Below are 15,494 nucleotides of genomic sequence, written 5' to 3' on the forward strand. Positions count from 1 at the left end.
CTCCTGCCCCGTCAGCGACTTGTAGGCGTCGGCGAAGCACTTCGCGGGACTGGCAGTGGGTGATCCAGGAGGACGGAGAGACGGAGAGACGGACGAGGTTCGCCCGCATGTCTCCGATGACCCACACCCCGGCCAAGGATCGCAGAGCAACGGCACAGGCCGTGCCTCCTGCGGCGCCTCCTTCGGATACCAGCTGGAGGCGACCGGCGTGAACAACCATGTGGCGAAGCCATTCCTGCGTCAATGGGCCGCCTGATCCACCGCTCCCCCACTGCGAGTGGAGCCAAGTGCGGTGACGACTTCCAAGCCCCGCGCTTTCGTCTCCTCGGCCACGGCGTGCGGTAGCTGTCGCCCTTCGGAGGGCAGCGCTCGAACACCCCCGTGTCGAGCTCGTAGAGCTGCCACTCGACGCCGCCGGGCAGCTCCTGCCCCGTCAGCGACTTGTAGGCGTCGGCGAAGCACTTCGCGGGACTGGCAGTGGGTGATCCAGGAGGACGGAGAGACGGAGAGACGGACGAGGTTCGCCCGCATGTCTCCGATGACCCACACATCAGCTTCGGCCAGGGCCGCCATGGTCGCGCCGCGATGGCCCGTACTCTCGCGCTCTCGCGCGCGAAGGGCGAGTACATCAAGGTCCTCGACGCGGACGACATGCTCGTCGGCAAAGCGACCACCTTCAGAAGGCCCCAGAGGCCAGCCCACTTACCGGGCTTGTCGCCCTTACCGTTCAGCCGACGCAAGCTGAACAGCAGCACCGCGCGTCATTCGGAACAGAAATTACTCAGCATTCCATGTCGGCAGGCGAACAGAGTACTCTCGCCCCTGGCGTTCCCCTGACTCCATCTGGCTTCCACTCGGGTACTCAATCTTGTACCCGGAAGGAGCCAGCCGGTTCCGGTATGTGGCCTCAAACCGCTCTGCCGTCTGCCCATTGGTCAACGCCTCAATAACCTCAGGCAGGGCGTCACGCGATGTCTCAAGCTCATAATCCATGGTGACACGGACATCGATCCCAGTCCTCATGACCAAGGAATCCCCGAGATCATCAAACACGATAGGGCACCCGGTTTCCGTCGGCACCAGAATCCAGGTGTGCTCATCGAGCTCACGAAAAATGACCTTGCCGCTCTGTCCGAAAGAACGGATGATCGCTACAACATCGTCACGCATGCGCTTCCCTTCAATAAACATATCCTGAGCCGCACCTTAGCGGCTCGAGGAACGCGACGGTCCTCACCCAAGAAGCTCGGGCGAGGACCGTCCGCGTTCAATCACCGGGTTCTCAGCAAGGGTTCTTGACAGCCTTGCTGTACTGCCAGTGCATCGACTTGGAGGGAACCCCCTTGTACACGCCGTGACCGCGGCTGGCCGTCCGGAACGTACCCTTGCGGCACTTGTAGTTCCTGGTCTGGTTGCGGTACTTCTTGTTCCCCTTGGGGTTCTTTACGCTTTCAGACTTACTCTTCGCGGCAGTGACCCATTTACCCTTGACCTTCTTCTGCAGCTTCACGGTGTTTACGAGTGAGTCAATACCCGCAGTGCACCAGTACTGAGACTTACCCACAATCCACCCAGGCTTACCATGGGATTCGTGAGGCCGGTTAGGGTTTACCTTGCAAGTTATTTGCCCCATTGCGGCAGCCGAGGTGGTCTGAGCCTCTGCTGCGGGCATTCCTGCGAGGATGGTTGCCACAACGGCGACACCAAGAGCAAAGCTCCTTACGGCGCGCTTCATTATTATCTCCCCGATTGAAACTAGTCGCGAGGAGCGTACGTGATCTTGATCTTCAAGGGCAACCGTAATCAGACGATGACCAACTGGGCGGTTGATTGATAAATGAAGTAATTACTCACCGAGACGATGGCGCACCGACCTCACCGCAGTTCTTCCGCATCCACCCGAGAGAAGATCAGCTCGCTCTCGTCGGTGACCTGGCCGCGCCAGCGGATCGGCGTCTGGGCGCCGCGGTGCAGAGCGGCGGAGAAGCTGCCGGCCGCGTAGTCGTTGGCCGGCCGGTACACGTTGAAGCCGCGCTTCATGAACGTCTCCGGCTGCTCTTCGGCGGAGTGCCCGAGCTCAGTCATTCGGTGCGGCGTGACCTCTATGGCCAGCTCGACATCAGGGCGCAGCTGGTCCAGGACGGGTTCCAGGCCGCGTACGGCGGCCCCTTCGGCGCCCTCGACGTCGACCTTGATCACTCGGGCCTTGGCGATCCCCTCCGCCGTCAACACGTCGGGAAGGCGCCGGGCTTGCGCCTCGAACGTGGACTTCGCTTCGCTGGCGTACGGGACGATGCTGTTCGCCTCCATGTTGCGCGAGCTCGCGAGGACGAAGGTCAGTACGTCGTCCCTATCGGAAATCGCGGCGTTGACAGCGCGCAGGTTGGTGCGGTTGTTGGCCTCGGCCTGGTCCACGAGGACGCTGTGGAACCTCGGGTATGCCTCGATGGACACCACCTTGCCGCTCTCTCCCACGAGGTGTAAGGCGAACAGGCTGTAGTAGCCGATGTTCGCCCCGAAGTGAGGGGCGCCGACGCGGTTCCGGGCCTGGCGGACCACGGGGTGGTCCCGCAGCTCAGCATTCAGGCACTTGTCGAGCACGGTGGACTTGCCGACAACTCCCGGCGCGTAACGCACGTACCAGCGCGCCACGTCCCGCTTCATCTGGATGAGAGCGGGAATCATGGCGAGGGATGGCTGGCCTGTGCCATCGAGCCTTGAGTCCTTGAGTGTGTGACACCGAAGTTTGAGCGGTAGCTCGTTGGGCGCTCTCAGAGTCGATGCTGTCGGGGATCTCGAGATTCGCAGGGAAGACCGTGCGATCTCCTGGCGGTTCCGGACACATCCCGTCCACACTGCGCCGACCTCGGCGGCTACCGGCGGAACCGGCCGAACTGGCCGCGCAGCTTAGACATCCAGCTAGGCCCCCAGGTCATGATGGCCGCCGTCGCGGCCAAGCTGCCGAGTGTCACCAGGAAGGCCCCCGGATGGTGGTGGTTCACCCAGCAGGGTTCCCACTCGTTGAGGCAGGGCTTCGAGGAGCTCTTTCGCCCAGGGATCGAGCGGGCGACGGCCAGCGCGCTCACCACGGCCACGGCCGCGTACGCGATGCCGGCCACGGCCCATCGGGACGAGCGCTCGCTCCCGGCCGAGTGGAAACGGCGGAAGGAGCGCTTGGCGGCCGTGAACGTGATCGGGAGCAGCGCGCCGACGGCGACGCCGAATGCGATGTCGGTCGCCGTCGAGTGTGCGGCCAGGTCCCACAGGTCGTCACCGAGCCACAGCGACAGTGCGAAGAATCCGAGGATGACTACGAGCGCGGCGACCTGCTTGGCTATCGTCTTCCCGCTCGCCTTGGAACGGTTCATCAGCGGATCCTCTCGGTGGTCTTTTGCGTGGGTGCGGTGCATGACCGTGGCCGTGAGCCCGCCCGTCCGCGAGGCGTACGAAGCAGGCGGGCGCGTGGCGGCGCTGCGGCGGTCGTCGTGTCGGGCCACCCCACCCCCGTGCGGGTGGGGAAACAGATCAGGCTGCTGGAACCGCCGTAGCCCGCGCCCCCGTTGGGGCTCCCGGCCGCAGCGGGTCTTCCTGCAGACCGGTGATCGGCTGCTGTTCTCCGCCGACGGGCTGAGCGAGGACGCGACGCGAACGGCTCCGCCTTTCCCCTGCTCGAGCGGGTCGGCGACGCGCGCTGACCGCGGTCTCGCCTTCCGACGTGCTCGACGCCCTGTACGGCATGGTGACCGTACACACGGCCGGTCCGCTGGCCGACGACCTCGTCCTCATCCTCTGCCCCGCCGGTGAACGCGACGGCTCCATCCGTCGTGTCCCAGGAGAGCGCGACGGGAGCGGGGAGGGGGGCAGGGCGCGGCGTGGGTTCCGCCGCGCCCTGGCGGCGCTGCGGGGCCGTCTCAGCCCTCGCCCTCCAGTTCGCCCTCCGTCTCCAGGAAGATTTCGCGGAGTGCCTCGATGGCGGCCGGGTCGGGCTCGGCCCACATGCCGCGCGACTCCGCTTCCAGGAGGCGCTCGGCGATGCCGTGCAGGGCCCAGGGGTTGGCTTCCTGGAGGAACGCGCGGTTCTCCGGGTCCAGCACGTACGCCTGCGTGAGCTTGTCGTACATCCAGTCGGCTACCACGCCGGTCGTGGCGTCGTACCCGAAGAGGTAGTCGACCGTCGCGGCGAGTTCGAACGCGCCCTTGTAGCCGTGGCGGCGCATCGCCTCGATCCACTTGGGGTTCACGACGCGCGCCCTGAAGACGCGCGAGGTCTCCTCCACGAGGGTGCGCGTGCGCACCGTCTCAGGGCGGGTGGAGTCGCCGATGTACGCCTCGGGGGCGGTGCCCCGCAGCGCCCGTACGGTGGCCACCATGCCGCCGTGGTACTGGAAGTAGTCGTCCGAGTCCGCGATGTCGTGCTCGCGGGTGTCGGTGTTCTTCGCGGCGACGGCGATGCGCTTGTAGGCCGTCTCCATCTCCTCGCGGGCCGAACAGCCGTCCAGGCCGCGGCCGTACGCGTAGCCGCCCCACACCGTGTAGACCTCCGCGAGGTCGGCGTCGGTGCGCCAGTCGCGGGAGTCGATGAGCTGGAGCAGGCCCGCGCCGTACGTACCGGGGCGGGAGCCGAAGATACGGGTGGTGGCGCGGCGCTCGTCACCGTGCTCGGCGAGGTCGGCCTGGGCGTGGGCGCGTACGTAGTTCCGGTCGGCGGGCTCGTCGAGTCCGGCGACCAGGCGGACCGCGTCGTCCAGCAGGCCGATGGTGTGCGGGAAGGCATCCCGGAAGAAACCGGAGATGCGCAGCGTGACGTCGATGCGGGGGCGGCCCAGCTCGTCCAGCGGGATCGGCTCCAGGCCGGTCACGCGGCGCGAGGCGTCGTCCCAGACGGGGCGGACGCCGAGCAGCGCGAGGGCCTCGGCGACGTCGTCACCGGCCGTGCGCATGGCGCTCGTACCCCACAGGGACAGGCCGACGGAGGTGGGCCAGTCGCCGTTGTCGGTCTTGTACCGCTCCAGGAGCGAGTCGGCGAGGGCCTGGCCGGTCTCCCACGCGAGGCGGGACGGGACGGCCTTCGGGTCGACGGAGTAGAAGTTGCGGCCGGTCGGCAGGACGTTGACCAGGCCGCGCAGGGGGGAGCCGGAGGGGCCTGCCGGTACGAAGCCGCCCTTGAGCGCGTGCACGACGTGATCCAGCTCGGCCGTCGTACCGGCCAGGCGCGGGACGACCTCGCGGGCGGCGAAGTCGAGGATGTCGGCGACCTGCTGCGAGTGGCCCTCGGCGACGGACGCCACGGCCTCGGGGGCCCAGTCCGCGTCCTCCATCGCCTGGACCAGGGCGCGCGCCTGCTCCTCGGCCGCGTCCGCGGTCGTACGGGTCGCCGCCGACTCGTCCAGGCCGAGCGCCTCGCGCAGGCCGGGCAGGGCGGAGGTACCGCCCCAGATCTGGCGGGCGCGGAGGATCGCGAGGACCAGGTCGACGCGCGGGGCGCCGGTCGGTGCGCCGCCCAGTACGTGCAGGCCGTCGCGGATCTGGGCGTCCTTGACCTCGCACAGCCAGCCGTCGACGTGCAGCAGGAAGTCGTCGAAGCCGTCGTCGTCGGGGCGGTCCTCCAGGCCGAGGTCGTGGTCGAGCCTGGCGGCCTGGATGAGGGTCCAGATCTGCGCACGGATGGCGGGCAGCTTCGCCGGGTCCATGGAGGAGATCTGCGCGTACTCGTCGAGCAGCTGCTCCAGGCGCGCGATGTCGCCGTAGGAGTCGGCGCGGGCCATCGGCGGGACGAGGTGGTCGACGAGGGTGGCGTGGACGCGGCGCTTGGCCTGGGTGCCCTCGCCCGGGTCGTTGACCAGGAACGGGTAGATGAGGGGCAGGTCGCCGAGGGCCGCGTCCGGGCCGCAGGCGGCGGAGAGGCCCGCGTTCTTGCCGGGCAGCCACTCCAGGTTGCCGTGCTTGCCCAGGTGGATCATGGCGTCGGCGCCGAAGCCGCCGTCCTCGGCAGCGGCGGCGATCCAGCGGTAGGCCGCCAAGTAGTGGTGCGAGGGCGGCAGATCGGGGTCGTGGTAGATCGCGATCGGGTTCTCGCCGAAGCCGCGCGGCGGCTGGATAAGGATCAGCAGATTGCCGCGGCGCAGGGCCGCGAGCACGATGTCACCCTCGGGGTCGCCGCCCTGGCCCACGCGGCTGCGGTCGAGGAACATCTCGCCGGGCGCCGGGCCCCAGTGCTCCTCGACGGACTTGCGCAGCTCGGCGGGGAGGGTCGCGTACCAGCGCTTGTAGTCGGCGGCCGGGATGCGGACGGGGTTGCGGGCCAGCTGCTCCTCGGTGAGCCAGTCCTGGTCGTGGCCGCCGGCCTCGATGAGCGCGCGGATCAGCTCGTCGCCGTCGCCGGAGACCAGACCGGGGATCTCCTCCTCGGGCCCGAAGTCGTACCCCTCCTCGCGGAGACGGCGCAGCAGCTCGACGGCGGAAGCGGGCGTGTCCAGGCCGACCGCGTTGCCGATACGGGAGTGCTTGGTCGGGTATGCGGAGAGTACGAGCGCCACACGCTTATCGGCGGGCGCGATGTGGCGCAGCCGGGCGTGACGTACGGCGATGCCGGCGACGCGCGCCGCGCGCTCGGGGTCGGCGACGTACGCCGGGAGGCCGTCCTCATCGATCTCCTTGAAGGAGAACGGCACGGTGATCAGGCGGCCGTCGAACTCGGGCACGGCGATCTGGCTGGCCGCGTCCAGCGGCGAGACGCCCTCGTCGTTCTCTTCCCAGTCGGCGCGCGAGCCGGTCAGGCAGAGCGCCTGGAGGATCGGTACGTTCAGGGCTGCGAGCGCGCCCGCGTCCCAGGACTCGTCGTCGCCGCCGGCCGAGGCCGCGGCGGGCTTGATGCCGCCCGCCGCGAGGACGGTGGTGACGATCGCGTCGGCGGCGCGCAGGGCGTCGATCAGCTCGGGCTCGGGGGCGCGCAGGGAGGCGACGTACAGCGGCATCGGGCGGGCGCCCGCGTCCTCGATGGCGCCGCACAGCGCGTCCACGAAGGCAGTGTTCCCGCTCATGTGGTGGGCGCGGTAGTAGAGCACCGCAACCGTGGGCCCGTCGATGTCCTTACGGGGGCTGCGCTCCAGCGGGCCCCAGGAGGGCGCGGCGGCCGGCGGCTCGAAGCCGTGGCCGGTCAGCAGCACGGTGTCGGAGAGGAAGCGGGCCAGCTGCTCCAGATTGGCCGGGCCGCCGTGCGCGAGGTACGCGTGCGCCTCGGCGGCGATGCCGACCGGGACGGTGGAGGCGGCCATCAGCTGGGCGTCGGGGGCCTGTTCGCCGGTGAGCACGACGACCGGGCGGCCGTCGGCGAGCAGCTGGTCCAGGCCCTCCTGCCAGGCGCGGATGCCGCCGAGGAGGCGTACGACGACCAGGTCGCAGCCGTCGAGCAGGGCGGGCAGCTCGTCGAGGTCCAGCCGGGACGGGTTGGCGAAGCGGTAGCCGACGGGGCCGCTCGCCGCGCGGGCGCTGAGCAGATCGGTGTCGGAGGTCGACAGGAGCAGGATCCGGCGGGTCTCCGCGGACTGCGGGGCGGTCTCCTCGGGCTGCGGGAGGGTCTCCCCGGACTGCGGGGTGGTGTTCCCGGGCGTGGGCAGCATGCGGCGTCGGGCCTTCCTCGGGGTCCGCGCCCCGGGCGGTGTCGGAATGGATTTCCCCTGCTCGGGCGGGCCGAGAGCGGAGGAAAGGGAGTTCCTGGCTCACCCGGCCGCTGGGGCCGGGCTCACAGTGGCGGGACCGCGCCGGATTCGCACCGGGCTTCCTCCCCTGTCGCCGTCGCCGGCGATGGTGACGGACCGGATGGCCCGCCGTGAGCATAGTAAGGGCCGCTCCCCGAGCGTGGGGCGGACGCCCGGGACGGGATCGGTATGCTCGCCGCCATGCCCACGGCGACCAACCCTCCACCTCGGGACGAACCCCCCATACCGGTTCGTCTCGACGCCTGCCCGGGCACTTTGCGGCTGCACATGGCGGACGATGGTGCGCTGGCTCGCGTCCGGGTGCCCGGCGGCGTACTGACCGCCGCTCAGGCGGCCGCGCTGGCCGACGCGGCGGTCCGCCTCGGGGATGGTGCGCTGCACCTCACCTCGCGCGGGAATGTGCAATTGCGTGGCCTGGACGGTGACTGCGGCGCGGCCCTGGCGGGCCTGCTCGACGCGGCCGGACTGCTGCCCTCGTACCGCCATGAGCGGGTACGGAACATCGTCGCCTCGCCGCTGTCCGGCCTCGACGGTGCCGGACACACGGACGTACGCCCCTGGTTGCGCGCCCTGGACGGGCTGTTGTGCGCGAGCGAGGCTGCGACCGCGCTCTCCGGACGCTTCCTGTTCGCGCTGGACGACGGGCGCGGGGATGTCGCTTCGCTGGGCGCGGATGTGACATTGATCGCCTCGGGGGCTGCGGGGGGCGGTACCTCTGGTGCTGCGGGCGCTGCTTCTGGTGGTGCTGCGGAGAGCGCTGCCTCTGATGCGGCGGGCACTGTTTCTGGTGGTGCGCTGCTGTACATCGGGGGCGCGGCCGGTGCCCTTCGGGTGCGCGGCGACGACGCCCCTCGGGCCGCGCTGGCGGCGGCCGAGGTGTTCCTGGAGACGGCGGCCGCGGTCGGGTCCCGCACGTGGCGGGTGCGTGATCTGCCGGACGGTACCGAGGAGTTGGTACGCGGGACGGCACGGCGGCTGGAGAAGGCGGGCATTCCCTGCACGTATGCGGCGGGGGCCTCGCTGCCTACGGGGGCGGTGCCCGCACCCGGGATCGTCGACGGCCCCGACGGCCATCGGGCGCTGTCCGTCCTCGCCCCCCTGGGAACGCTGACCGCCGCACAGTGGGGACTGCTGACCGACGTGGCCCGCACGGACGGTGCCGATGAGATACGGCTCACCCCGTGGCGCGGCGCGGTCGTCCCCGGGCTGGACCGCGCGGCCGCCGAGGCACGGCTGCGCGACCTGGCGGCGGCCGGCCTGATCACCGACCCCGCCTCCCCCTGGCACGGCGTCGGCGCCTGCATCGGCCGCCCTGGCTGCGCCAAGTCCCTTGCGGACGTACGGGCCGATGCCGCCACCGCGCTCGGTACGGGCGGCGGGCTGCCCGTGTACTGGTCGGGCTGCGCGCGCCGCTGCGGCCACCCGCAGGGCGAGTGGGTGGACGTGGTCGCCACCCCCGAGGGCTACGAGGTCGACGGGTACCGGGTACCGCCGGGCGGGGAAGCCCTGCGTACTGTCGTGAACGACGCCCGGGATATGAACGAGTCTTCACACGTGAACGGATCACCAGACGTGACGGCGACGAGATGAGCGAGAGCACCGTGTTCGACTACGAGAAGGACGGGGCGGAGATCTACCGCCAGTCCTTTGCCACCATCCGCGCGGAGGCGGACCTCGCGGGGCTGCCCGCGGACGTCTCCCAGGTCGCGGTCCGCATGATCCACGCCTGCGGCATGACCGATCTCGTCCGCGACCTCGCCTTCAGCCCGGAGGTGATCGGCCGCGCCCGTACCGCGCTGGAGGCGGGCGCACCGGTGCTGTGCGACGCGCAGATGGTCGCCAGCGGCGTCACCCGCAAGCGGCTGCCCGCCGACAACGCCGTGGTGTGCACCCTCTCGGAGCCGGGCGTGCCCGAACTGGCCGAGAAGCTGGGCACCACGCGCAGCGCCGCCGCGCTGGAGCTGTGGCGCGACCGGGGCCTGCTGGAGGGCTCGGTGGTGGCCGTGGGCAACGCGCCGACCGCCCTGTTCCGCCTGCTGGAGATGGTCGCGGAGGGCGCGCCGCGCCCGGCGGCCGTCCTCGGCATACCGGTGGGCTTCATCGGCGCGGCCGAGTCGAAGGACGCCCTCGCGGCGAACACGCTGGGCCTGGACTACCTGGTGGTGCGGGGCCGTCGCGGCGGCAGCGCGATGGCCGCGTCCGCCGTCAATGCGATTGCGAGCACCGCGGAATGAGCACGGAGAGCGGCGGCTCCACGAGCCCTCAGAGCGCCGGGAACACCGGGAAGCTGTACGGAGTCGGGCTGGGCCCCGGCGACCCGTCCCTGATGACCCTGCGGGCCGTCGAGGCCATCGCGGAGGCGGACGTGGTGGCGTACCACAGCGCCCGGCACGGCCGGTCCCGCGCCCGCGCGATCGCCGAGCCGCACCTGCGGCCCGACCACATCGAGGAGCTGCTGCGCTACCCGGTGACGGTCGAGACGACGGACCACCCCGGCGGCTACCGGGGCGCGCTGAACGACTTCTACGAGGAGGCCGCGGCCCGGCTGGCGGCGCACCTCGACGCGGGCCGCACGGTCGCCGTACTCGCCGAGGGCGACCCGCTCTTCTACGGCTCGTACCAGCACATGCACAAGCGGCTCGCGCACCGCTACCCCACCGAGGTGGTCCCCGGGATCACCTCGGTCAGCGCGGCCGCGGCCCGGCTCGGTGAGCCGCTCGTCGAGGCCGAGGAGACGCTGACGATCGTGCCGGGCACGCTGCCCGAGGACCAGCTGACGGCCCGACTGGCCGCCGCCGACTCGGCAGTGGTGATGAAGCTCGGCCGTACGTTCCCGACCGTGCGCCGCGCCCTGGAGCGTACGGGCCGGCTGGCGGACGCGCGGTACGTGGAGCGGGCGTACATGGACGGCGAGCGCACGGCGGCACTGGCGGACGTGGACCCGGAGTCGGTGCCGTACTTCTCCGTGGCCGTGCTGCCGTCGCGGGTGGACACCGGGCCCGCGGTCCCGGAGACCGGCGAGGTGACGGTCGTCGGCACCGGGCCTGCCGGCGCTCCCTGGCTGACGCCGGAGTCGCGCGGGGCCCTCGACAACGCCACCGACCTGGTCGGCTACACGACTTACCTGGACCGGGTGCCGGTACGGGCGGGCCAGGAGCGGCACGGCTCGGACAACAAGGTCGAGTCCGAGCGCGCCGAGTTCGCGCTGGACCTGGCGCGGCGGGGACGGCGCGTCGCCGTGGTCTCCGGCGGCGACCCCGGTGTCTTCGCGATGGCCACCGCCGTCCTGGAGGTGGCGGCGCAGGAGGCGTACGCGGACGTGCCCGTACGGGTGCTGCCAGGCGTGACCGCGGCCAACGCGGCCGCCGCCCGCGCGGGCGCCCCGCTCGGCCACGACTACGCCACGATCTCCCTCTCGGACCGGCTCAAGCCGTGGGAGGTGATCGCCGAGCGGCTGCGCGCGGCGGCCGCCGCCGACCTGGTGCTCGCCCTGTACAACCCCGGTTCGCGCAGCCGTACGTGGCAGGTCGGCAAGGCCCGCGAGCTGCTCCTGGAACACCGCGCGCCGGACACGCCGGTCATTCTGGGCCGCGACATCGGCGGCCCGGAGGAGAGCGTCCGCGTCGTACGGCTGGCCGACCTGGAGCCGGCCGAGGTCGACATGCGGACCCTCCTGATCGTCGGCTCCTCGCAGACGCAGACCGTACGGCGCGAGAACGGCGAGCAGATCGTCTGGACGCCGCGGCGGTACCCGGAGGACTGAGGGACGCAGCACCTGGGCCGGGAGGCCGCCTCAGCCCTCCAGGGCCGCGTGGAAGGCACCGCCCACGTGCTCCGCCAGCCAGCGGACGGCCTGTTCCGGGCCGTCCGCGACGGGGACGCCGGCCGGGGCCGCCGGGCGACGGACGACGACCACCGGGACGCCGGCCTCGCGGGCGGCCGTGAGCTTGGGCGCGGTGGCCGCTCCCCCGCTGTCCTTCGTGACCACGACGTCGATCCGGTGCTCACGCAGCAGCGCCCGCTCACCCTCGAGGGTGAACGGACCGCGGTCGAGCAGCACCTCCATGTGCGGCGGGCACGGCCCCTCGGGCGCGTCCACGGACCGCATGAGGAACCACAGGTCCGCGAGGTCCGCGAAGGCCGCCAGGCCCATCCGGCCCGTGGTGAGGAAGACCCTCCGACCCAGCTCCGGGAGGAGCGCGGCGGCCTCCTGGAGCGACCCGGCCGAGTGCCAGTCGTCGCCGTCCCCGGGGACCCAGCCGGGCCGGCGCAGCGCCAGCAGGGGAACATGGGCCATGCCTGCGGCCGTCGCCGCGTTGAAACTGATCGTTCCGGCGAAAGGATGGGTGGCGTCGATGAGCACGTCCACCTGGTGCGCGCGCAGCCACTGGGCCAGCCCCTGCGCACCCCCGAAGCCGCCGATGCGGACCTCGCCCGGCGGCAGTACGGGGCGGGCGACACGGCCCGCTAGGGAGGTCGTCACGCGTACGCCGCCGGCCGCCGGGCCCTCGGTCAGCGCCGCGGCGAGCCGGCGGGCCTCCGTCGTCCCGCCGAGTATCAGTACGTGCGTCGCGGCGTGCATCGGGACCTTCCATGAGTGAGGCGAGTGGCGGGCGCAGCGCCCAACTCAAGCACACCGGTCTGCGGCCCGGCTGGACGACCGGCGCCTGCGCGACCGCGGCGGCCACCGCCGCGTACACCGCGCTGCTGACCGGCGACTTTCCCGACCCGGTGACGATCACGCTGCCCAAGGGGCAGACCCCGGCGTTCGCGCTCGCGGTGGAGGAGCTGGCCGAGGACGGGCCCGGGAAGGCACCTGGCGAGCCGTCGGGCAGGCGCGCGACGGCGGGCGTGGTCAAGGACGCGGGCGACGACCCCGACGTCACGCACGGCGCGCTGGTCCGCGTCACCGCACGCGCCCTGCCGCCCGGCTCCGGCGTGGTCTTCAAGGCCGGACCGGGCGTGGGCACGGTGACCCGCCCCGGCCTCCCCCTCGACGTCGGCGAGCCGGCCATCAACCCGGTACCGCGCCAGATGATGCGCGACCACCTGGCGCAGGTCGCCGCGCTCCACGGGGGCGGCGAGGCGGACGTCGAGCTCACCGTGTCGGTCGACCACGGTGAGGAGATCGCCCGCTCCACCTGGAACCCGCGGCTCGGCATCCTGGGCGGCCTGTCCATCCTCGGGACGACCGGCATCGTCGTGCCGTACTCGTGCTCGGCCTGGATCGACTCGATCCGGCGCGGCGTGGACGTGGCCAGGGCGGCCGGCCGTACGCACGTGGCCGGGTGCACCGGCTCGACGTCCGAGAAGACGGTGGTGGCCGAGTACGGCCTGCCCGAGGACGCCCTCCTCGACATGGGCGACTTCGCGGGCGCGGTACTGAAGTACATCCGCCGGCACCCGGTCGAGCGGCTCACGATCTGCGGCGGCTTCGCCAAGCTCTCCAAGCTGGCCGCGGGCCACCTGGACCTGCACTCCGCGCGCTCCCAGGTCGACAAGGGCTTCCTCGCCGAGCTGGCCCGGCAGGGCGGCGCGGACGAGGCGCTGGCCGCGGAGGTGGCGGCCGCCAACACCGGCCTCGCCGCGCTCCAGCTGTGCGCGGCCGCCGGGGTCCCGCTGGGCGACCTGGTCGCGGCCACCGCCCGCGATCAGGCCCTGGAAGTGCTGCGCGGCGCCCCCGTAGCGGTCGACGTCATCTGCATCGACCGCGCGGGCAACGTGGTGGGGCGCAGTACGGTGCGCTGAGCTCGCTCCTCCGGGCCGGCCCCGGCCCGGCAGGCTCAGCACACGTGGCGGTCGCGCTCCGCCGAGTACAGGTGGCTGTCCCGGAACTGCTCGGCGCCCAGCGTGCGGCCGACGATGATGACGGCCGTACGGACGATGCCCGCCGCCTTCACCTGGTCCGCGATGTCCTCCAAGGTGCCGCGCAGCACGAGCTCGTCGGGCCGGCTGGCCATCGCGACGACCGCGGCCGGGCAGTCCGCCCCGTAGTGCGGCAGCAGCTCTTCGACGACCCGGTCCGCATACCGGGCGGCGAGGTGCAGCACCAGAAGGGCACCGCTGCGCCCCAGGGTGGCGAGGTCCTCGCCCTCGGGCATCGCGGTCGCCTGCTGCGCGATACGGGTGAGGATGACCGTCTGGCCGACCGTGGGCACGGTCAGCTCCCGCTTGAGCGCCGCGGCGGCCGCAGCGAACGCCGGGACGCCGGGCACCACCTCGTAGGGCACACCTGCGGCGTCCAGCCGCCGCATCTGCTCGGCGACCGCGGAGAAGACCGACGGGTCGCCGGAGTGCAGCCGCGCCACGTCGTGCCCGGCCTCGTGCGCGCGGAGCACCTCCGCGGTGATCTCGTCGAGGTTCAGCTGCGCGGTGTCCACCAGCCGGGCGTCCGGCGGGCATTCGGCGAGCAGTTCCTGGGGCACGAGGCTGCCCGCGTACAGGCAGACCTGGCAGGCGGCGAGCGTCCGGGCACCGCGCACCGTGATCAGGTCGGCGGCGCCGGGGCCCGCGCCGATGAAGTACACGGTCATCTGTCGTCTCCTGAGGGTGCGTCGTAGTCGTCGGTGCCTTCGGGGCGGCCGTCGTCCTGAGAACGGCCGTCGCTTCGGGGGTCCTTGCGCACGGCCCACTGGGTGACCGGCATGGCCTGCCGCCACCCGGTGAAGCCGCCCACCGGTACGGCGTGTGCCACGGCCAGCCGTACCAGCTCGCCGCCGTGCTTCCGGTACCAGTCCGCGAGCAGCGCCTCGGACTCCAGCGTCACTGTGTTGGCCACCAGCCGGCCGCCGGGCGGCAGCGCGTCCCAGCAGGCCGCGAGCAGCCCGGGGCTGGTCAGCCCGCCGCCGATGAAGACCGCGTCCGGTACCGGCAGGCCGGTCAGGGCGTCCGGGGCCGGGCCGGTGACGACCTGCAGGGCCGGTACGCCGAGCCGGTCGGCGTTGCGCCCGATGCGCTCGGCCCGTACGGGGTCGCGCTCGACGCAGACGGCGCGGCAGGAGCGGTGGGTCCGCATCCACTCGATGGCGATCGAACCGGAGCCGCCACCGATGTCCCACATCAGCTCGCCCGGGGCCGGCGCGAGCGCCCCGAGAGTGGCGGCGCGGACGTGACGCTTGGTCAGCTGCCCGTCGTGTTCGTACGCGTCGTCGGGCAGCCCTGGTACCGCCCCCAGCCGCAGCGCATCCGGGGCGCGGCGGCAGTCCAGGGCGATGATGTTCAGCGCGTCCCCGGGCGGGTGCGGCCAGTCCTCGGCGGTACCGGTCAGGACGCGCTCCCGCTCGCCGCCGAGCTGTTCGAGCACCCGCATCCCGCTGGGCCCGAAGCCCTGTTCTTCCAGCAGCCGGGCGACCTCGGCGGGGGTACCGGGGCCCGCGCTGAGGACGAGCAGCCGCCGGCCGTCGTGCAGGGCGGCGGACAGCTGCGCCGCCGGTCGCCCGACGAGCGTGACCACCTCGGTCTCCTCCACCGGCCAGCCGAGCCGGGCGCAGGCGTAGGAGACGGAGGAGGGGTGCGGCATGATGCGCAGCGCGTCGGTGCCGACCGCCCCGTCGCCGAGCACTTCGGTGAGCGTCCGTCCGATGCCGTAGAACATGGGATCGCCGCTGGCCAGCACCGCGACCTTCCGCCCGGCGTGCGCCGCGAGCAGCCCGGGCACGGCGGGCCGCAGCGGCGACGGCCAGGCCACCCGCCGCCCCGCGCACTCCGCGGGCAGCAGGGCGAGTTGGCGCGGCCCGCCGATGACGACGTCCGCGTCCCGCAGCACGGTCTGCGAGG

The 15,494-nt window shown here is 71.9% G+C and carries 12 protein-coding genes, 2 pseudogenes and 1 riboswitch; of the genes and pseudogenes, 5 read left to right on the forward strand and 9 right to left on the reverse strand.

Annotated elements, in window-relative coordinates:
• Positions 1 to 126: 126 nt before the first annotated feature.
• Positions 127 to 410 (reverse strand): annotated as a pseudogene (locus CCS38_RS35655) (hypothetical protein); the annotation flags it as partial.
• A 59-nt stretch (positions 411 to 469) separates the two neighbouring features.
• Between CCS38_RS35655 and CCS38_RS35660 the strand changes: the two are divergent.
• Positions 470 to 657: pseudogene (locus tag CCS38_RS35660) on the forward strand (glycosyltransferase family 2 protein); the annotation flags it as partial.
• A gap of 120 nt (positions 658 to 777) precedes the next feature.
• Here the strand turns inward: CCS38_RS35660 and CCS38_RS08865 are convergent.
• The 5 genes from CCS38_RS08865 to cobN all read right to left on the reverse strand — a co-directional run bounded on the left by CCS38_RS08865 (position 778) and on the right by cobN (position 7,619).
• The gene (locus tag CCS38_RS08865) at positions 778 to 1,191 is read right to left on the reverse strand and encodes a hypothetical protein (protein ID WP_223732656.1); all 414 of its coding nucleotides are present in this window, start codon (positions 1,189 to 1,191) and stop codon (positions 778 to 780) included.
• A gap of 91 nt (positions 1,192 to 1,282) precedes the next feature.
• The gene (locus tag CCS38_RS08870; protein ID WP_223732645.1) at positions 1,283 to 1,735 is read right to left on the reverse strand and encodes a hypothetical protein; all 453 of its coding nucleotides are present in this window, start codon (positions 1,733 to 1,735) and stop codon (positions 1,283 to 1,285) included.
• A 140-nt stretch (positions 1,736 to 1,875) separates the two neighbouring features.
• Positions 1,876 to 2,685: an FkbM family methyltransferase gene (locus tag CCS38_RS08875; protein WP_223732646.1), complete on the reverse strand. Its 810-nt coding sequence runs from the start codon at positions 2,683 to 2,685 to the stop codon at positions 1,876 to 1,878.
• A 188-nt stretch (positions 2,686 to 2,873) separates the two neighbouring features.
• Positions 2,874 to 3,368 (reverse strand): hypothetical protein, encoded by a 495-nt coding sequence (locus CCS38_RS08880; RefSeq protein WP_223732647.1) that lies wholly within the window; start codon positions 3,366 to 3,368, stop codon positions 2,874 to 2,876.
• A 543-nt stretch (positions 3,369 to 3,911) separates the two neighbouring features.
• Positions 3,912 to 7,619, reverse strand: coding sequence for a cobaltochelatase subunit CobN (gene cobN / locus CCS38_RS08885; RefSeq protein WP_223732648.1), 3,708 nt, complete (start codon positions 7,617 to 7,619; stop codon positions 3,912 to 3,914).
• Positions 7,620 to 7,707: 88 nt separating this feature from the next.
• A riboswitch (cobalamin riboswitch) is annotated at positions 7,708 to 7,783 on the reverse strand.
• 103 nt (positions 7,784 to 7,886) lie between these two features.
• Here cobN and cobG point away from each other — a divergent pair.
• From cobG to CCS38_RS08900, 3 genes are read left to right on the forward strand one after another with little or no spacing between them, the layout of a single operon-like run.
• Complete coding sequence (cobG, locus tag CCS38_RS08890) at positions 7,887 to 9,308, forward strand: precorrin-3B synthase (protein ID WP_223732649.1); 1,422 nt, start codon at positions 7,887 to 7,889, stop codon at positions 9,306 to 9,308.
• Entirely contained in the window at positions 9,305 to 9,952 is a 648-nt protein-coding gene (locus CCS38_RS08895) for a precorrin-8X methylmutase (RefSeq protein ID WP_223732650.1), read from the forward strand. Before cobG ends, CCS38_RS08895 begins: the two co-directional genes overlap by 4 nt.
• Positions 9,949 to 11,481, forward strand: a complete 1,533-nt coding sequence (locus tag CCS38_RS08900; RefSeq protein WP_223732651.1) for a precorrin-2 C(20)-methyltransferase — start codon at positions 9,949 to 9,951, stop codon at positions 11,479 to 11,481. The genes CCS38_RS08895 and CCS38_RS08900 overlap by 4 nt, the downstream gene beginning before the upstream one ends.
• A gap of 30 nt (positions 11,482 to 11,511) precedes the next feature.
• Here CCS38_RS08900 and CCS38_RS08905 read toward each other — a convergent pair whose 3' ends face one another.
• Entirely contained in the window at positions 11,512 to 12,300 is a 789-nt protein-coding gene (locus CCS38_RS08905) for a cobalt-precorrin-6A reductase (protein WP_223732652.1), read from the reverse strand.
• 11 nt (positions 12,301 to 12,311) lie between these two features.
• Here CCS38_RS08905 and CCS38_RS08910 point away from each other — a divergent pair, with 11 nt between their 5' ends.
• Complete coding sequence (locus tag CCS38_RS08910) at positions 12,312 to 13,466, forward strand: cobalt-precorrin-5B (C(1))-methyltransferase (protein ID WP_223732653.1); 1,155 nt, start codon at positions 12,312 to 12,314, stop codon at positions 13,464 to 13,466.
• Positions 13,467 to 13,501: 35 nt separating this feature from the next.
• On the opposite strand, the gene cobM is transcribed toward CCS38_RS08910, so the two are convergent.
• Complete coding sequence (gene cobM / locus CCS38_RS08915; protein WP_223732654.1) at positions 13,502 to 14,251, reverse strand: precorrin-4 C(11)-methyltransferase; 750 nt, start codon at positions 14,249 to 14,251, stop codon at positions 13,502 to 13,504.
• The coding region (cbiE, locus tag CCS38_RS08920; protein WP_223732655.1) for a precorrin-6y C5,15-methyltransferase (decarboxylating) subunit CbiE at positions 14,248 to 15,494 on the reverse strand (1,247 nt) is incomplete at its 5' end. The genes cbiE and cobM, both read right to left, overlap by 4 nt.

It is taken from the genome of Streptomyces purpurogeneiscleroticus (assembly GCF_020024005.1).
GTDB classification, from domain to species: domain Bacteria; phylum Actinomycetota; class Actinomycetes; order Streptomycetales; family Streptomycetaceae; genus Streptomyces; species Streptomyces purpurogeneiscleroticus.

Excerpts from the sequence above, each read along its gene's own strand:
- CCS38_RS08865 (WP_223732656.1), bottom strand. The coding sequence starts at position 1,191 with ATGTTTATTGAAGGGAAGCGCATGCGTGACGATGTTGTAGCGATCATC.
- CCS38_RS08870 (WP_223732645.1), bottom strand. The coding sequence starts at position 1,735 with ATGAAGCGCGCCGTAAGGAGCTTTGCTCTTGGTGTCGCCGTTGTGGCA.
- CCS38_RS08875 (WP_223732646.1), bottom strand. The coding sequence starts at position 2,685 with ATGATTCCCGCTCTCATCCAGATGAAGCGGGACGTGGCGCGCTGGTAC.
- CCS38_RS08880 (WP_223732647.1), bottom strand. The coding sequence starts at position 3,368 with ATGAACCGTTCCAAGGCGAGCGGGAAGACGATAGCCAAGCAGGTCGCC.
- cobN (WP_223732648.1), bottom strand. The coding sequence starts at position 7,619 with ATGCTGCCCACGCCCGGGAACACCACCCCGCAGTCCGGGGAGACCCTC.
- cobG (WP_223732649.1), top strand. The coding sequence starts at position 7,887 with ATGCTCGCCGCCATGCCCACGGCGACCAACCCTCCACCTCGGGACGAA.
- CCS38_RS08895 (WP_223732650.1), top strand. The coding sequence starts at position 9,305 with ATGAGCGAGAGCACCGTGTTCGACTACGAGAAGGACGGGGCGGAGATC.
- CCS38_RS08900 (WP_223732651.1), top strand. The coding sequence starts at position 9,949 with ATGAGCACGGAGAGCGGCGGCTCCACGAGCCCTCAGAGCGCCGGGAAC.
- CCS38_RS08905 (WP_223732652.1), bottom strand. The coding sequence starts at position 12,300 with ATGCACGCCGCGACGCACGTACTGATACTCGGCGGGACGACGGAGGCC.
- CCS38_RS08910 (WP_223732653.1), top strand. The coding sequence starts at position 12,312 with ATGAGTGAGGCGAGTGGCGGGCGCAGCGCCCAACTCAAGCACACCGGT.
- cobM (WP_223732654.1), bottom strand. The coding sequence starts at position 14,251 with ATGACCGTGTACTTCATCGGCGCGGGCCCCGGCGCCGCCGACCTGATC.